Genomic DNA, 17,366 nt, shown 5'->3' with positions numbered 1-17,366 from the left:
CGGACCGTCAGTGCGGGCCGTGCGGTGCGAACTCCGTGCCGCACGGCCCCGCCCCGGCGCTCTCCGCCAGCGGCACCCGCTCGCCGCTCATCGAGATCGTGCGGTAGAACCTCCCCACGCGCTCGGCCGAGCGGCCCACGTAGTGCCCGATGAACGAGCGCCGGAAGCGGTCCGCGCTGCGGTTGGGCTGCGAGCCGTGCACCAGGCTGCCGTTGAAGAACAGGACGTCCCCGGGAGCCATGTCGACCGGTACGGCCGAGAGCCCGGGCGGCGGTGGCACGTACTCGCGCGCGAAGGACACCCCGGCATCCGCCTCCTCCGGGCAGAACAGGCCCATCCGGTGGGTGCCGGGCACGACCTCCAGGCCGCCGTTGTCCCGGTCGATCTCGTCACAGGCGATCCACGCGGCCACACAGGTGCCGGGTTCGGCCCGCAGATAGAAGTTGTCCTGGTGCAGCGCCTGGCCGCGCGCCCCCGGCGGCTTGAAGTAGAACATGCTCTGCGCGGCCAGCACCTCCTCGCCGAACAGGGTCTCCAGGACGCTCCGCAGCCGCGGGTCCAGGAGGAAGCTCAGGGCGAGCCGGTTGATTTCGTGCGGGTGCATCACCCTCGGGTGGATCCGCAGCGGATCGCCGGACGTGCTCGGTTCGAAGTGCCCGGGCACCGGACCGGACGCGTGCAGTGCCGCGAACTCCGCGCACAGCCGGTCGATTTCGTCGTGTCCGAACAGTCCGCGTGCGACGGTGAAGCCGTCCTCCTCGAACGCGCCGATGTTCGTGGCTGACATGCCCGACCTCCTCGATGTGGTGTCACGACCACCGTCTCAGGAGGCCGGGCCGCCCGCCTATTGGTTGCACACGAACTCCGTCATCGGCCGGGTCATGAAGTCGTCAACTCCTGTGACGAGACCGTCCCGCCCGGCAACGGTGTCTTTTGCTCGAACATGACCAGGGAAAACGGCGAGAAGGACGGTCTCCCCGCCCGGCCGGGCGCCGCACCGGGCGGCCTCCGGCCAATGGTTTCTGGATTTCCCGTGCGGATACGGTGGCAATCCCATAACGGACCCGATTGACGAATCGTCAATTGGCGGGGGCCGGAACGCAAACCGCAAAACCGTGGGAGACCTTGTTCCGTCTCGCTGACCTGTGCAAAGGTGTGCCTGTCGGTGCGCAGGCATATAGATGATTCCCCTCTGCGCGCACGAGGCCGCTCCCGTACGCCACCCCCCTTGCTTCAAAAGAGCTGCCCCCGGTGGATGTCAGGGATGCCGTAAATCGGACGCGCAGACCCTGTCGGCTCGTCGGCACGGTCGCATACCCGTTGGTATGGACTAAATCCCGCGTTTCACCTGGAGGAATGCAGCCGTGACGGACTCAGGTCCCTCGAATTCCCCGACTTCCGCTCACCACTTCGAAGTGACCGACGAACAGCTCAGCGCCGAGCTGAAGAAGTGGACGGGGACGACGCCAGCGCTGCAACCCGTCGGCGAACTGCTGGACCGGCACTGGGAAGCGGCCTTCGCCTATGCGGGGTTGTGCACCGACGGACCGCACCACGCCGGAATGCTCACCACGGCCGCTTTCACCCGGCTCTTCGGAGAATCCCTGCGGCAGTCCGGACCGAGCGCGGCCTGGCGGCCCCAGGTGCTGGTCACCGTGCGCCGTATCGCCGCCGAATGGGACACCGACCGCCGGCAGGAAATGCTCCACCCGGAGCTGCGTTCGCCGGCCGGCGACGGTGGCCGGGTCGCGGCCCGGCTGCTGCCGGTGCCCGAACGGCGGCTGCTCTCCCGGGCGTTCCAGCGGCTGCCCCAGACGGCCCGCACCCTGCTCTGGCACCTTGAGGTCGAGTCCGAGCCGGTCTCCATAGCCGCCGGACTGGTCGGCCTGGACGAAGAGGGCGCCCGCATCGAACTCGGGCGTGCCGTCACGCGGTTGCGTGAGGAGTGCCTCCAGGTCCATCGCGAACTCGCCCACGACGACGAGTGCCAGCTCTACATCCGGCTGCTGGACGTCACCTTCCGGCGCGGTGGCGCGGAGGTCGACCCGGACCTCGCCATGCACCTCACGGTCTGCAAGCACTGCCGGCACACCGCCGACCAGCTCAACCAGTTCAACGCCGGACTCGGTGTGGCACTGGCCGAAGGCGTGCTCGGCTGGGGCGCGCGGGCCTACTTGGAGGTCAGGGCCGGCAGCCGCAACCTGCCCGCCGAGATGTCGACCGCCTCGACCGCACTGGACGTGCGCTCCGGCCCGCGCCGCGGCGAACTCAGATCGGCCCACAAGGCGGCCCGCCGCGTCCGCCGCCGCAACCTCGCCGTGGCCGTGCTGACCGTGAGCGGACTCGTGGTCCTCCCGCTCGTCCTGTGGGCCAACGGCGGCTCCGACGACGCGAAGTCCACGACCGGGAACCAGGCCGCCGGCGCCACCGGCACGGGCAAGGAATCCGCCAACCCCTCCTGGGTCGGCAAGAACGACACCACCCAGGGCACGCTCAGCGGCCGTCTGCACAACGTCGAGTCCGGCCTCTGCATCGGCATCGCCGGCAACAAGCCCCTCAAGGGCGCCGAGGCCGCACTGCAGGCCTGCTCCTCGGCGGCCGGCCAGCAGTGGTCGTACGAGACCGACGGACAGCTCCGCAGCACCGCCGACCCCGGTCTGTGCCTCGACTCGCACCTCGCCTTCGAGGTACAACTCGCCCCCTGCACCAGCGCGTCCTCGTCGACGGCCAAGAACATCCGCTACGACTTCACCCTCCAGGGCATCCTCGTACCGCGCTGGAACCAGGACCTGGCGCTGACCCCCGCCTCCACCGACGGCGGCGGCGCGCTCGTCCTGAAGACCCGGGCGGACGGCTCGGCCCAGCGGTGGGTCTTCGACACCTCGAAGGCCGACCCGCAGATGCAGGTCGTCAACTGGGACACCGACACCACCGGGTCACCGACCCCCACGACCAAGAAGGCCGGCCCGTCGGCATCACCGACGCCGACGGCCACACCCACTCCGACACCGACGGCGTCGACCCCGCAGTCCACACCGACGACGTCCGCCCCGACCCCCGACTACTGCGACTACTACCCGTCCTACTGCTCGGGTGGCGGCCAGAGTGGCTGGGGCGGTGGCGGCGGATACGGGGGCGGCTACGGCGGGCACGGTCGCTGACCTCAGTGCGGAGGGTGCGGCGGTGGCGGCGGCAGTGTGGCGATGCCCGGCGCCGCCTCCGGCCACACCAGCAGCACCGGACAGGGCGCGTGATCGACGGCGAACCGTACGGCGGGCCCGAGACTGTGCGGGCCCAGCCGGGCCCGGTCGCCGTCGCGGGCCAGCACCAGCAGATCCGCGTCCCCGGCGGCGGCCACCACCTCACGCTCGACCCGCCCGGCCCGCTCCACAGGGACGCACGGCCGCCCCAGCCGCTCGGCGGCCGCGGCGAGCAGTTCCGCCGCCGACGTACTGCCCAGATCCTCAAGCCGGGTCCCGGGATCACGCCCCGGAGCGCCCCGGCCCAGCAGCCCGGCGAAGGCCCCGTGCGCGAGACCTGGCACGTCCGGCCCGCTGACATGCAGCAGCACCACCTCGGAATCCTCCGGCGCGTGCGTCCGTACGGCGTCCACGCAGGCGGGCCATGTGCCCTCGACCAGCCAGGCGATCACACGCATTCGGCCTCCCTCGGGATCAGAGAACCTGGAGCGACACCCACAGTGCCACCACGGCCGGGACGAGCGCCGACGGCACGGCGAGCAGCCCCAGCTTCGTGAACTCCCTGAGATCCACGCCGTGTTCGTGCTGATGCACGATCCGCCGCCACAGCAGCGTCGCGAGCGAACCGGCGTAGGTCAGGTTCGGCCCGATGTTCACCCCGAGCAGCACGGCGAGCACGGCACCGGGCCCGGACTGCGCGGTCAGCGGCAGCAGGACCAGCACGGCGGGCAGGTTGTTGATGAGATTCGCCAGTACGGCGGCCAGTGCGGCGATCCCGAGCAGGGCCGCGATGCCGGTCCCGCCGGGCAGGACGTGCCCGAGCGCGTCGGAGAGCCCGTTGTCCACCACGGCCCGCACCACGATCCCGAGCGCCAGCACGAACGCCAGGAAGGAGGGTGCGGCGGCCCGCACGACCGTCACCGGGGTCGCCTGCCGTCGCAGGAGTCCCCGGCCGGCCATGACGAGCGCGCCCGCGAACGCGGCCCACGCCGGGTCGATGCCGACCGCCGAGGTGAGCACGAAGCCCGCGAGGGTGCAGGCGACGGTCGCCAGCGCGAACACCGGCAGCCCTGGCGTGTCCCCGGAGGCAGGCTGAGGAGCCGCTGCCGCGAGGTCACGGGCGAAGAACTTCCGGAACACCAGGTACTCGGCGCCGATCGCGACCAGCCAGGGCAGGGCCATCAGCCCGGCGAAGCGGGTGAAGCTCAGCCCGCTCGCCGCGAAGGCGAGGAGGTTCGTCAGGTTGGAGACCGGCAGCAGCAGCGAGGCCGTGTTCGACAGATGCGTGCACGCGTAGACGTGCGGCTTGGGCCTGACCCCCATCCGGGACGCCGTCGCGAACACGACCGGCGTCAGCAGCACGATGGTGGCGTCCAGGCTGAGCACCGCCGTGATCGCCGAGGCCAGCGCGAACACCGCCGTCAGCAGCCGTCCCGGGCTGCCCTTCGCCCACTCGGCCATCCACGCCCCGCAGGCCCTGAACAGCCCCTCCACGTCGCAGAAATGGGCGAGCACCAGGACCGCGGCCAGAAACCCGACCACTGGTCCGAGTTGCTCGGCCTCCGCCCGCGCGTGGTCGAGCGAGATCGCCCCGGTGGCCACGGCGATCCCGGCGGCCGGAACCGCCATCACCGCCTCCGGCCACCCGAAGGGCCGGACGACGGCCCACACCAGGACGGCGGCGAGCAGGACGACGGACAGTGTTTCGGCGAGCGGGGTGTTCAGGGGACGGTCCTCCGGGACGCGAGCAGTGGTGCCCGCCCCATGAAACCAGGCTGCGCGGACAAGTCCGCGATCAGGCGCCCGTGCCCGCGCTGAACACCGACAGGCGCACCGAGGACGAGTTGCCCGACACGGGCACCGCGCCGGCCGTCCACGCAACCTTCAGCGGATCCTTCTCGTCGGGCGGCGTCACCACCAGCGTGGTGGGGGTGGCCGTCTTCGCGCCGCTGATCTCCGGGTTGGAGAAGGTCAGACCCGCCCAGGCGCTCTGCCCCGGCTTCAGCGTGACCGTGGTGGCCGTGCTGCCCGACTCGCGCTGGGGGTCCGGGCCCAACTGGGTGCCCGAGGCGTTCACGAACGCGGCGCCGGGAAAGCCGCGCACCGTGCACGTACGGCCGGAGCTGTTGGTGAGCACGATCGGGAAGTTCTCCTGCCCGGCGCCGGGGTCGTTGCCGCCCACCTTCGCCTTCAGCTCGGAGGTGTGGCACCGGCTGCTGCTGGTGACGCCGCTGCCACCGGAACTCGCCGAGGAGGCAGAGGGGGATGAGGCGGAACCGGACGAGGTCGAGTCCGAGCCGGTGGCGGTGTCGGTGCCGCTCGACGAGGTGACCGGCGTGCCGGACCCGTCGGCCGAGGCGTCGCCGCCCGCGGGCGCCGCCGTACCCGACTCGGTCTGCGGGCTGCTCGCCGTACCGCTGCCGTTGCCACAGGCGGTCGTCAGGCCCAGGACGGCGACCGCGCTCACGAGCAGGGCCGCCCGGCGCAGGGACTGAGACGTGTTGACCATCTTCGACACTCCTGGAAGTGAACCGCGCAGCGCCTCGCGCGCCGTCACAGAGGTCCGATGCGCGTGCGTGCCGAAAGGTTCGCGGGATCAGTGGATTTTTTTCCGACGGTGATGCCGACAGTGATCAGGTGACCCGGAGCGAGCGGAGTATGCGCGCGGTCGCGTCACCGCTGTGCTGCCGTATCTGGACGTACACCTGGGGCTGCGCCGAGCCGCCGACCATGCGGAGCGCGGTCTCCGACAGAGTGCCCGTGCCGCTCGCGCAGTCGCTCCAGGTGCGGATCGTGCCACGCCAGCTCGCACTCGAATAGGCGCGGCTGCCGTCGTAGTGGCAGCCGGAGTGGGCGATGCCGTCCACCTCGGTCGTCACGCTGCCGTGCTCGCTCAGGCCGATGAACACGCCGTTCACGTCCGCCGACAGGTCCGGCCACTTCGCGAGGTCGTCGGCGACGGCCAGCCCCGGCTCGTTCCCGGCCGTCAGCCCGATCGCGTGCGGATCCCAGCCCGAGTCGCGCAACTGACGGCCCCACGCGGCGGGCACCTCGGCCACCACCCGCCCGGTGCTGTCCTTCACCCGCAGGTCCGAACTCCCGGACGACGACGGCAGGTTGAGCACCGCCACGGCCGTCCCGGCGGCCACGACGACGAACAGACCCGCCATCAGCGCGACGCCCCGGTGCCGACTCCGAGGCTTGCGCACCGTGAGCTCGGCGGCCAGCCGCTCCAGCTCCTCCGCGAACGCCCGCGCCGTCGGCCAGCGCCGCTCCCGGTCCGGCTCCAGCGCGCGCAGCAGGGCCCGCTGGACCTCCGGGGGCACGTCCGGTCGCAGCCGGTCCGGCCGTACGACCTGACCGGGTGCCCCCGCGACCGTGCCGGTGACCAGCTCGTAGCCGACCGCGCCCAGGCTGTACACGTCGGCGCGCTCGTCGATGCCCGAGCCGGCCTGCGCCTGCTCCGGCGGCTGGTAGCCCGCCGAACCCGCGGCCAGGGTGAGGCCCGAGGCGTGCGCCAGGCTCTTGGCCAGTCCCAGGTCGGCGAGCAGGATCCGGCCGGTGCCGTCCGGGGCGGTGCGCAGCAGAACATTGGTCGGCTTGATGTCCCGGTGCACGATCCCCGCCTCGTGCAGCGCGGCGGCGCCCCGGGCGGCCAGCGCGGTCAGCCGCAGCGCCTCGCCGACGGGCAGCGGGCCCGCGGCGAGGACGTCGGCGAGGGTGCCGCCGTCGGCGTACTCCATCACGAAGTACGGCCGTCCGTCGGGCAGCTCACCGATGTCGTAGACCTGCACCACCCGGTTCGAACCGGCCCTGCGCAGCAGCCGGGCCTCGGACAGGAAGCGCTCCCGGACGTCGAGACGGTGCGCCCAGTTCTCGGCGAGGACCTTCACCGCGACCGGGGCCTCGAGCTCGTCGTCGTGGGCGAGCCAGACCGTGCCGAACGCGCCGCTGCCGAGGCGGCGTTCGAGGCGGTAGCGGCCGATCTGTTCGACGGAGTGCATGGGACTATCATGCCTGCTCGTAGATCGAGGCGGAGGAGTGGAGCCCGTGCGCGAAACGGCGCCGACCGAGGACCTGGCCCGACTTGCCGCGGCGGGTGACCCGGCCGCCCTGGACACGCTGCTGCGGGTGATCCAGCCGGAGGTCGTACGGCGGTGCGCGCGGTTCCTGCCGTGCCGTGAGGACGCCGAGGAGGCGGCCCAGGACGTCCTGCTGCAAGTCGCCCGGAAGATCGGCACGTTCGAGGGCCGCAGCCTGTTCAGCACCTGGCTGTACACGGTGGTCGCCAACGGCTCCCGGCAGAAGTACCGCGAGCTGAAGCGGCGGGCCGCCGAGCAGCCCGCGGTGATCGACGTGACGCAGCAGGTCGACCCGCGCACCACGAGTGTCATCGCCGGGTCGAAGATCGACCTCCTTGAGGCGCTGGAGCGCCTTGAGCGGGAGCATCCGCACCTGGTCGCGCCGCTGGTGTACCGGGACATCTGCCAGCTCGAATACGCCGATGTCGCCGAGCGCATCGGCATCCCGCTCGGCACGCTCAAGTCCCGGCTGCACGAGGCCCGCCGCCAGGTCAGGCCCTGGCTGACCGACGCCTCCTGACCCGGCTCGGTCCTGGTCGAATCAGTCCTGGTCGAAGAGGGACAGCTCGGCCCAGATCGTCTTGCCGTCGGTCGTGTGCCGGCTGCCCCAGCGCTGGGTGAGCTGGGCGACCAGCAGCAGTCCGCGCCCGCCCTCGTCCCAGGTCTTGGCGCGGCGCAGGTGCGGGGCCGTGTGGTTGGTGTCGGACACCTCGCAGATCAGCGTCTCCGCGTCATGGATGAGCCGCAGCCGGATGGGGTGCGCGCCGTACCGGATGGCGTTGGTGACCAGCTCGCTCACCACCAGCTCGGCGGTGAACCCGGCCTCGCTGAGGTTCCAGGTGTCGAGCTGCTCGACGACCTGCTTGCGGATCGGGGCGACGAGCGAGGGGTCGGCGGGGATGTCCCAGGTCGCGACCTGCTCGGGGGGCAGCCCCTGGGTACGGGCCAGCAGCAGGGCCACGTCGTCGGCCGCGCCGCCCGGCGGGAGCACGGCGTGCAGGATCCGGTCGCAGGTCTCGCCCATCGAGTCCGAGGGTGCGTACAGGGCGTCGAACAGCAGCCGGTGACTGTCGTCGAGGTCCCGCTCGCGGTTCTCGACCAGCCCGTCGGTGTACAGCGCGAGCACGGTGCCCTCCGGCAGCTCCAGCTCGGCCGACTCGAAGGGCAGTCCGCCCAGGCCCAGCGGCGGTCCCGCGGGCAGGTCGACGTGCTCGGGCGGGCCGCCCGGCCGGAGCATGACCGGCGGCGGATGCCCGGCCCGGGCCAGTGTGCAGCGCCGGGACACCGGGTCGTACACCGCGTACAGACAGGTCGCGCCGACCTCGCCCGGGCTGCCGTCGTTGCCGGCCTCCGCGGACAGCCGTACGACCAGGTCGTCGAGGTGGGTCAGCAGTTCGTCGGGGGCCAGGTCGATGTCGGCGAGGGTACGGACGGCGGTGCGCAGCCGGCCCATGGTCGCGGAGGCCTGGATGCCGTGGCCCACGACGTCCCCGACGACCATGGCGACCCGCATCCCGGACAGCGGGATCACGTCGAACCAGTCGCCGCCGACCCCGGCGCGGGCCGCCGGCAGATAGCGCGAGGACGCCTCCAGGGCGGCCGTGCGCGGCAGTTTGCGGGGGAGCAGGCTGCGCTGGAGGGCGAGCGCCGTCTCACGTTCGCGGGAGAAGCGGCGGGCGTTGTCGATACAGACGGCGGCGCGGCCCGTGACCTCCTGGGCCAGGAGGACGTCGTCGTCGGTGAACGGGTCGATGCGCCGGTACCGGGTGAGGACTGCCACGCCGAGGGTGACACCGCGGGCCTGGATCGGTACGGCCATCGAGGAGTGGATGCCGTACTCGTGGACCCGCTTGGTACGCGTCCGGTCCCAGGCGAGCCAGAGTTCGAGGTCCCGGCCCGAGGCGACGAGGGCACGGCCCGCGACCAGCGCGTCGGCCTGCGGGGACTGCTCGGGGTACAGGTCGAACTGGCCGGGTTTGACGACGGCCTCGGGGTTGCCCTGCTGCCACGACCGGTGGGCGGTCCGGCGCAGTCTGACCGGTGCGGTGATCGCCGTCGGCAGCTCGCCGCCGTGCTCCTGCGGGTCCAGCAGGTCGATGCTGACGAAGTCGGCCAGCGCCGGCACACAGACATCCGCCAGCTCCTGGGCCGTACGGGTGACGTCGAGGGTGCTGCCGATGCGCACGCTCGCCTCGTTGACGATCTGCAGCCGCTCGCGCGCCAGGTAGTTCTCGGTGAAGTCGTGCGCGGCCAAGCACACGCCCCGCACCCGGCCCTCGGCGTCGGTGAGCGGCGCCATCCGGGCGAGCCAGGCGTGCGCGGCGTCCTCGCCGCCGGTGCGCATGTAGATCTGGAAGTCCTGGGCGGTGCCCGAGGTCAGCACCTGGAGCATGTACCGCTCCAGGTCCTCGCTCTGCGCCTTGCCGCCGATCTCGGTGACCCGCAGGCCCTGGATGCGCTCCTCGGGCAGGCCGATCACCTCGCCCATGGCGTCATTGACCCGGCTCAACCGCAGCCGCTCGTCGTAGACCGCGATGGCACACGGCGACTGGGTCAGCGCCGCGGTGGCGAGGGGGTCCTCGTCGGAGTCCGGGCCGCCGCCCTCCAACGGCGTCACGACGAGCCACCGGCCCGGGCCGCCTTCCGGGGGGTGCTGGTGGTGGGCCAGCAGCCACACGGACACCGAGCTGCCGTCGCGGTGGCGCAAAGTAACGGTGCCGTCCCAGCGGGCGCCGGTGATGTCCGGCAGGGCCCCGGCGCCGTCGGCCAGCAGCCGCACGGCCGGTCGGCCCACGACCTCGTCGGCGGTGTGGCCGAGGAGGCGCCGGGCCCCGTCGTTCCACTCCACCAGAGTGCCCGCGTCGTCGATGACAACCCGCGCCGTCGCGGCATCGTCGAACGGGTACACCGGTCTCATCGTCGCCACTCCATCGCGCACACTCACAGTGAACAAACACGTCACTTGTGTTCCAGCCTAGTGCGTCACGGTCCCGCGCGGACGAAAACCCCCAGAGCCGGGGGCAGTGGTGGTCAAGGGCGAATTCCGGTCGAAGTACCCCGCGGGACGGCCGACCGCCGCCGCACCCTTGACGGCCCGGCGTGGCACTCCGTCAGAATCTGTTCGGTCACGATCAGTTGTGAGTACTTCTGGGCCCTGATGAGGGAGAGCCGCCATGACGGTCACTCGCAGATCGGTTTTGATCGCCTCTACGGCCGCGCCGACGGCCGCTTCGCTCCTGGCCGCCCCGGCCGCACGCGCCGCCGGGACCGCGGCGGGCACGACCGGCCGCCACACGGTCGCGCTCCGGGACGGCTGGCGCTTCGCGCTGGTCAATCCTGGCGGGATCACCGACCCGACCGGCGTCTACGCGGACGCCGCCGCACCGGACTACGACGACTCGGCCTGGCGCCAGGTCGCGGTCCCGCACGACTGGAGCATCGAACAGACCCCCACCACGGCCTACGGCACGACCAGCGGCACCGGGTTCTTCCCCGGTGGCCTCGGCTGGTACCGCATCGCCTTCACCCTGCCGCCGGCCTTCGCGGGCAAGCGGATCTCGGTGGAGTTCGACGGCGTCTACATGGACTCCTACGTCCACTGCAACGGCACCGAGGTGGGCCGCCACCCCTACGGCTACACCGGCTTCGCCCTCGACCTCACCGACCTGGTGCACACCGACGGCAGCACGGAGAACGTCATCGCGGTGAAGGTCCAGAACCAGCTCCCCAGCAGCCGCTGGTACTCGGGCAGCGGCATCTACCGCGAGGCCCGGCTGGTGATCACCGAACCGGTCCACGTCGAGCGCTGGGGGACTTACGTCACGACCCCGGACATCACCGCGGAACGGGCCGTCGTAAGCGTGCGGACGTCCGTGCTGAACGAGTCGGGCACCCCGAGCGAGGTCGAGATCCGATCGCGGGTCGTCGACCCCGGCGGCCGGACGGCGGCCCGCGCCACCACCACCGTCACCGTCGCCGACCGCGCCACCGAGACCCATGAACTCATCGTCCCCGAGCCGAAGTTGTGGGACATCGACACTCCCGGCCACCGCTACACCCTGGAGACCGAACTGCGCGTGGCCGGCCGGACCGTCGACACCCACCGCACCACCTTCGGCATCCGCACCTACCGCTTCGACCCGGACGAGGGCTTCTCCCTCAACGGCACCCCCACCAAGATCAAGGGCGTCGACCTCCACCACGACCAGGGCGCCCTCGGCTCCGCGATCAGCCTCGACGCGGTCCGCAGGCAGTTGAGCATCATGAAGTCGATGGGCGTCAACGCCTTCCGCACCTCCCACAACCCGCCCTCGCCGCAGATCGTCCAGGCCTGCGAGGAGTTGGGCATCGTGATGATGGTCGAGGCCTTCGACTGCTGGCACACCGGCAAGACGACCTACGACTACCACCGGTTCTTCGACGACTGGTGCGAGCGGGACGCCACCGAGATGGTCCTCGCCGCTCGCAACTCGCCCGCCGTGGTGCTGTGGTCCATCGGCAACGAGATCCCCGACTCCACCTCCACCGCCGGACTGGCCATGGCCGACCGCATCATCGGCGCCATCAAGGCGGCGGACGACACCCGGCCGGTGGTCATCGGGTCGAACAAATACCACGGCGTACCCGCCAAGGGCTCCGCCGCCGACCTCATGCTCGCCAAGCTCGACGGACTCGGCCTCAACTACAACACCGCCAAGTCGGTCGACGCCCTGCACGCGGCCTATCCGAACCTCTTCCTCTTCGAGTCGGAGTCCTCCTCGGAGACCTCCACGCGCGGCGCCTACCAGGAGCCGGAGCACCTCAACACCGGCGAGAATTACACCCCGGGCAGACGGGACACCTCCTCGTACGACAACAACCTCGCCTCCTGGACGATGAGCGGCGAGTACGGCCACAAGAAGGACCGGGACCGGAAGTGGTTCGCGGGACAGTTCCTCTGGTCGGGTATTGACTACATCGGCGAGCCCACGCCCTACGACGTCTTCCCGGTCAAGGCGTCCTTCTTCGGCGCGGTCGACACGGCCGGCTTCCCGAAGGACATGTACCACCTCTTCCGCAGCCAGTGGATCGACGAGCCGATGGTTCACCTGGTGCCGATGAGCTGGAACCACGAGCCGGGGGACACGGTCGAGGTCTGGGCCTACGCCAACGTCGACAGCGTCGAGCTGTTTCTCAACGGAAAGTCCCTCGGCACGCGGACGTTCGACACCAAGAAGACCACCGACGGCCGCACCTACCTGGAGACCACCGAGGCCACCGGCGACGACAAGACCTTCACCACCGGCCCCTACCCGGGCAGTTACACCAGCCCGAACGGCAGCGCGGGCAAACTCCACCTGACCTGGCAAGTCCCCTACGAGCCAGGCGAGTTGAAGGCCGTCGCGAGCAGCGGCGGCAAGAAGGTGACGACGGACGTGCTGCGCACGGCGGGGGAGGCCCACTCCGTGCGCCTCACGGCCGACCGCGACTCCCTTGCGGCGGACGGGCGTTCACTGGTGTTCGTGACCGCGGACGTGGTCGACGCCCATGGCGTGGTGGTGCCCGACGCCGAGCATCTGATCGCCTTCGAGGTGAAGGGCGGGTCCCTGGCCGGACTGGACAACGGGCGGGAGGAGAGCGCCGAGCGCTATCAGTCGAGCACCCGAACCGCCTTCCACGGCAAGGCACTTGCGATCGTACGGTCCCGTACGAAGTCGGGCGCGCTGAAGGTGACCGCGCGGGCGCCGGGACTGCGGACCGGCACGGTGACCGTACGGACGACCCCGGCCCGATCGACGGCTGCGACTCCGGCGCCGGACTTCGCGGCCGACCACCCGGGGCCGCCGAACTACCCGTACGCCGACGCCAGTTACTCGGGGCGCCCCGACACGCTCCCCGCCGCCATGCTCGACGGCGACCCGGCCACCGGCTGGTCCAACGCCTTCGCCAAGTCGGCCACGGCCCTGCTGCCCGCCTTCAGTGGTGCCCGCGCGAAGGACTGGGTGTCGGTGGACTGGGGGAGGACGCGCTCCTTCGACCGGGTGGAGGTGTCGTTCACCGTGGACGCCCTGCACAGCCTGCCCTCGGCGGTGACGGTCGCGGTGTGGGACGGCCGGGTGTGGGTGCCGGTCGAGGGGACGGCCGTCGACTGGGCCACGACCTCGGACGCCCCGACCGTCATCACCTTCGACGCCGTGCGCGGATCGCGGGTGCGCCTCACGCTGACGAGCGCACATCCGGGGACGGCCCAAGGGGCGGTGCGGATCGGCAAGTTGGAGGCTCCGGCCGGATAGCGTGGCGGGAGGCACCGGCCGCGTGGGCCGGTGCCTCCCCCGTTCCCCCTACTTCAGGTGTCGGCTGAAGAACTGGCCCGCGCTGTCACCCGCGAACTGCGGGACGCCGGTGTGCCCGCCCATGTTGGCGTGCAGGGACTTCTCCTTGGAGCCGAAGGCGTCGAACAGGTCCAGGGCCGCCTGCCGGTCGTTCCCCTCGTCGTCCCACTGCAACAGGACGTGCAGGGGAATGGTGATCTGCCGGGCCTCCTCGAACATGCTGCGCGGCACGAGGCTCCCGGCGAAGAGACCGGCGGCCGCGATGCGCGGCTCGACCAGCGCGAGCCGGATGCCGATGGAGATCACTCCGCCCGAGTACCCGACCGGGCCGCCGATCTCGGGCAGTGCGAGGAGGGCGTCCAGGGCGGCTTGCCATTCCGGGACCGCCTTGTCGACCAGCGGGTGGACGAGGGCTTCGACGATGTCCTCGCCGACCGGCTCGCCGGCCTCCATCGCCCGGCGCAGGTCGGCGCGGGCCTGCTCGATGACGGGCCAGCGGGGCCGGTCGCCGCTTCCGGGCAGCTCAATGGTGGCCGTGGCGAAGCCCTCCGCCGCGGAGTGCAGGGCTCGGCCCACCAGCCGGGGGTACATCCTGCGCAGCCCGAGGGGAGGGTGGCCGAGGAGGATCAGCGGCACCGGTGCGGACGCGGACGCGGATTCGGGCGTCCAGAGGGTGCCGGGGATCTCGTCGAGGGTGAAGTCGCGTTCGAGGACGCCGTCGTCGATACGCCGTTCAGAAGTGAACTGCATGGTCGTGCCTTTCGGGAGAGCTGCTGTACGGCGCTCCCGGACGACCTAGCGTCCGACCGTGACCCCGGAGGAGAGCACCCATGTCGATTCTGTGTTCACGGGTACCACCTCCTCTTTCTCTCGCACGGCCTCCGGAAGGATAGCTGCGGCCGCCGGGGCCCGCCAACGGGTTTTCGCGGAGCGCCACCGAGCCGCCGCAACTCTGTCCGGTCAGGACCGTTGACGGAATGTCATGTCTCGAACAGCATGGCCACCGTCCGCACCTGGGAGCGCTCCCACCACATGCCCCCACGTCCCGAGGAGCCCAGACGTGAAACGACGCAGAACGACCCTGCTCGCCGCCACGGTCCTCCTCGCGGCCGCGCTCACCACCCTGCCCGCCGGCCCGGCCGGGGCCGACGAGGTCGAGCAGATCAGGAACGGCACTTTCGACACCACCACCGAACCCTGGTGGACGACGAGCAATGTCACCGCCGGCCTGTCCGACGGGCAGCTCTGCGCTGACGTGCCGGGCGGAACGACCAACCGCTGGGACGCCGCCGTCGGCCAGAACGACATCACGCTGGTGAAGGGCGAGTCGTACAAGTTCGCCTTCACGGCGTCCGGTTCGCCCGAGGGGCAGGTGGCGCGGGCGATCGTCGGGCTGTCCGTGTCGCCGTACGACACCTACTACGAGATCAGTCCCGAGCTGAGCGTGTCCGGCAACTCCTATGCGTACACGTTCACTTCGCCCGTCGACACCACGCAGGGGCAGGTCGCCTTCCAACTCGGCGGCTCCAGCACGGCCTGGCACTTCTGCATGGACGACGTGTCACTGCTCGGCGGGGTGCCGCCGGAGGTGTACCAGCCGGACACCGGACCGCGTGTGCGGGTGAACCAGGTCGCCTATCTGCCGGGCGGCCCGAAGAACGCCACGCTGGTGACCGGCTCGACGGCCGTGCTGCCCTGGCAGTTGAAGAACGCGGCCGGTGCGGTGGTCGCACACGGGCGGACCGTGCCGCGCGGCACCGACGTGGCCTCCGGGCAGAACGTGCAGTCGATCGACTTCGGCTCCTACCGGGGGAGCGGCGAGGGCTTCACGCTGGTGGCCGACGGGGAGACCAGCCGTCCCTTCGACATCGGGGCCGCCGCCTACGAGCGGTTGCGGCTCGACTCGCTGAAGTACTACTACACACAGCGCAGCGGCATCGCGATACGCGAGGACCTGCGCCCCGGCTACGCCCGCCCGGCCGGTCACCTCAACGTCGCCCCCAACCAGGGCGACGCGAACGTACCCTGCCAACCCGGCCTGTGCGATTACACACTTGACGTCACCGGCGGCTGGTACGACGCGGGGGACCACGGCAAGTACGTCATCAACGGCGGTATCTCCACCTGGGAGTTGCTGAGCACCTACGAGCGCTCACTGCTGGCCCGCACCGGACAGCCGGGCAAGCTGCGCGACGGGACGCTCGCCATCCCGGAGAGCGGCAACAAGGTCCCGGATGTGCTCGACGAGGCCCGCTGGGAACTGGAGTTCCTGTTGAAGATGCAGGTCCCGGACGGGCAGCCGCTGGCCGGTATGGCGCACGACAAGGTCCACGACGAGCAGTGGACCGGGCTCCCGTTGCTGCCGAGCCAGGACCCCCAGAAGCGTGAGCTGCACGCGCCGACCACCCAGGCAACGCTCAATCTTGCCGCGACGGCGGCGCAGGCGTCCCGCCTGTACCGGCCCTACGACCGCGAGTTCGCGGCGAAGGCGCTGAAGGCGGCGCGGAAGGCGTGGGCGGCGGCGCTGGCCCACCCCACGGTGTACCCGGACCCGAACGACGGCATCGGCGGTGGCGCGTACCCCGACGACAACGCGACCGACGGGTTCTACTGGGCCGCCGCCGAGCTGTATCTCACCACGGGGGAACGGCAGTTCGCGGACCACGTCGTCAATTCCCCGCTCAACACGGCGGACGTCTTCGGCAGCCTCGGCTTCGACTGGGCCCGCACGGCGGCACCGGCCCGCCTCGACCTCGCGACCGTCCCCAGCAGGCTGCCCGGCAGGGACCGCATCCGCCGCTCGGTGACCGAAGCCGCGGACACCTACCTGGCCACCCTCCGTACCCAGCCCTACGGCATGCCGTACGCGCCGCCCGGCAACCTCTACGACTGGGGCTCCAACAGCCAGATCCTCAACAACGCCCACGTCGTCGCCACCGCGTACGACCTCACCGGCGCCACGAAATACCGCGACGGCGCACTCCAGAGCATGGACTACATCCTCGGCCGCAACGCCCTCAACATGTCGTACGTCACCGGCTACGGCGAGGCCAACTCTCACAACGAACACAGCCGTTGGTACGCCCACAAACTCGACCCGAACCTTCCGAACCCACCCCCGGGCACCCTTGCCGGAGGCGCCAACTCCTCCATCCAGGACCCGTACGCACAGAGCAAACTCACCGGCTGCGTCGGCCAGTTCTGCTACATCGACGACATCCAGTCCTGGTCGACGAACGAGACGGCGGTGAACTGGAACGCGGCGCTGGCGTGGATGGCTTCGTTCGTGGCGGATCAGGGATGATCCGTGGATGAGCAGATTCGCCGAGGTCGTCGTGCTGGCCCTCCACGCGCACGAGGTGATGGAGCCGCTGACCCGGGACGATCCGGAGCGCACCTGGCGGGGCCGCTTCGTGCCGATCCAGAGCCAGTGGGGTACGTCGTTCGGAGTCGGCTGGGCCGTGGAGTTCGAGCGCATGCGCCCGAGGGAAGGGCTGCTGAAGCATCTGGAATCGCTTCCGTGGCCCTATCCGGAGAGCGTGCAGGTCCTGATCCACGACCAGGACGACGACTGCTTCGGCCTGTGGATGTTCCACGACGGAAAGCTGGTCGAGACACTCCTGCCGCACACCCGCCGATTCCACGAACCGGCCCCGCCCACCGACGAGTTCCCGCCCGACCCGGGATATCTCCTACGGACGGACCAGGGCCGCGAGTTGCCCCGGCAGACCCCGGAGCACCTCCGGGATCCGCGGCCCGCCTGGTAGCGGCCG

At 71.0% G+C, this 17,366-nt stretch carries 12 protein-coding genes; 5 read left to right on the top strand and 7 right to left on the bottom strand.

The genetic code is table 11. The features are described from left to right. Window positions 1-7: 7 nt before the first annotated feature. Window positions 8-787, bottom strand: coding sequence for a phytanoyl-CoA dioxygenase family protein (locus AB0M63_RS23630; RefSeq protein WP_355911157.1), 780 nt, complete (start codon window positions 785-787; stop codon window positions 8-10). Window positions 788-1,364: 577 nt separating this feature from the next. Here AB0M63_RS23630 and AB0M63_RS23625 point away from each other — a divergent pair. Further along, window positions 1,365-3,161, top strand: a complete 1,797-nt coding sequence (locus AB0M63_RS23625) for a ricin-type beta-trefoil lectin domain protein (protein WP_366020760.1) — start codon at window positions 1,365-1,367, stop codon at window positions 3,159-3,161. Window positions 3,162-3,163: 2 nt separating this feature from the next. On the opposite strand, the gene AB0M63_RS23620 is transcribed toward AB0M63_RS23625, so the two are convergent. From AB0M63_RS23620 to AB0M63_RS23605, 4 genes are all read right to left on the bottom strand, one after another. Then, a complete protein-coding gene (locus AB0M63_RS23620) occupies window positions 3,164-3,658 on the bottom strand; it encodes a universal stress protein (protein WP_366020759.1) in 495 nt (164 codons plus the stop codon). Window positions 3,659-3,674: 16 nt separating this feature from the next. Continuing rightward, entirely contained in the window at window positions 3,675-4,925 is a 1,251-nt protein-coding gene (locus AB0M63_RS23615) for an arsenic transporter (RefSeq protein ID WP_366021015.1), read from the bottom strand. A gap of 70 nt (window positions 4,926-4,995) precedes the next feature. After that, window positions 4,996-5,709 carry a DUF4232 domain-containing protein gene (locus tag AB0M63_RS23610; RefSeq protein ID WP_366020758.1) on the bottom strand — a complete coding sequence of 238 codons (714 nt, stop codon included), beginning with the start codon at window positions 5,707-5,709 and terminating at the stop codon, window positions 4,996-4,998. 124 nt (window positions 5,710-5,833) lie between these two features. Next, entirely contained in the window at window positions 5,834-7,204 is a 1,371-nt protein-coding gene (locus AB0M63_RS23605) for a serine/threonine-protein kinase (protein WP_366020757.1), read from the bottom strand. A 46-nt stretch (window positions 7,205-7,250) separates the two neighbouring features. Here AB0M63_RS23605 and AB0M63_RS23600 point away from each other — a divergent pair, with 46 nt between their 5' ends. Beyond that, window positions 7,251-7,802: an RNA polymerase sigma factor gene (locus tag AB0M63_RS23600; protein WP_355911171.1), complete on the top strand. Its 552-nt coding sequence runs from the start codon at window positions 7,251-7,253 to the stop codon at window positions 7,800-7,802. 21 nt (window positions 7,803-7,823) lie between these two features. Here AB0M63_RS23600 and AB0M63_RS23595 read toward each other — a convergent pair whose 3' ends face one another. Further along, entirely contained in the window at window positions 7,824-10,199 is a 2,376-nt protein-coding gene (locus AB0M63_RS23595; RefSeq protein WP_355911174.1) for a SpoIIE family protein phosphatase, read from the bottom strand. A gap of 256 nt (window positions 10,200-10,455) precedes the next feature. On the opposite strand from AB0M63_RS23595, the gene AB0M63_RS23590 reads away from it, so the two are divergent. After that, window positions 10,456-13,554, top strand: a complete 3,099-nt coding sequence (locus tag AB0M63_RS23590; protein WP_366020756.1) for a glycoside hydrolase family 2 TIM barrel-domain containing protein — start codon at window positions 10,456-10,458, stop codon at window positions 13,552-13,554. A 48-nt stretch (window positions 13,555-13,602) separates the two neighbouring features. On the opposite strand, the gene AB0M63_RS23585 is transcribed toward AB0M63_RS23590, so the two are convergent. Further along, window positions 13,603-14,343 (bottom strand): alpha/beta hydrolase, encoded by a 741-nt coding sequence (locus AB0M63_RS23585; protein WP_366020755.1) that lies wholly within the window; start codon window positions 14,341-14,343, stop codon window positions 13,603-13,605. Between the two features lie 310 nt (window positions 14,344-14,653). Here AB0M63_RS23585 and AB0M63_RS23580 point away from each other — a divergent pair, with 310 nt between their 5' ends. Then, complete coding sequence (locus tag AB0M63_RS23580) at window positions 14,654-16,897, top strand: glycoside hydrolase family 9 protein (protein WP_366020753.1); 2,244 nt, start codon at window positions 14,654-14,656, stop codon at window positions 16,895-16,897. 7 nt (window positions 16,898-16,904) lie between these two features. Continuing rightward, window positions 16,905-17,360 (top strand): hypothetical protein, encoded by a 456-nt coding sequence (locus tag AB0M63_RS23575; RefSeq protein WP_366020752.1) that lies wholly within the window; start codon window positions 16,905-16,907, stop codon window positions 17,358-17,360. The last annotated feature ends 6 nt before the right edge of the window (window positions 17,361-17,366 follow it).

It is taken from the genome of Streptomyces sp. NPDC051576 (assembly GCF_040681835.1).
GTDB lineage: Bacteria > Actinomycetota > Actinomycetes > Streptomycetales > Streptomycetaceae > Streptomyces.
Note: the sequence above shows the minus strand (reverse complement) of the source record. Positions and strands in the feature narration are given on the sequence as shown.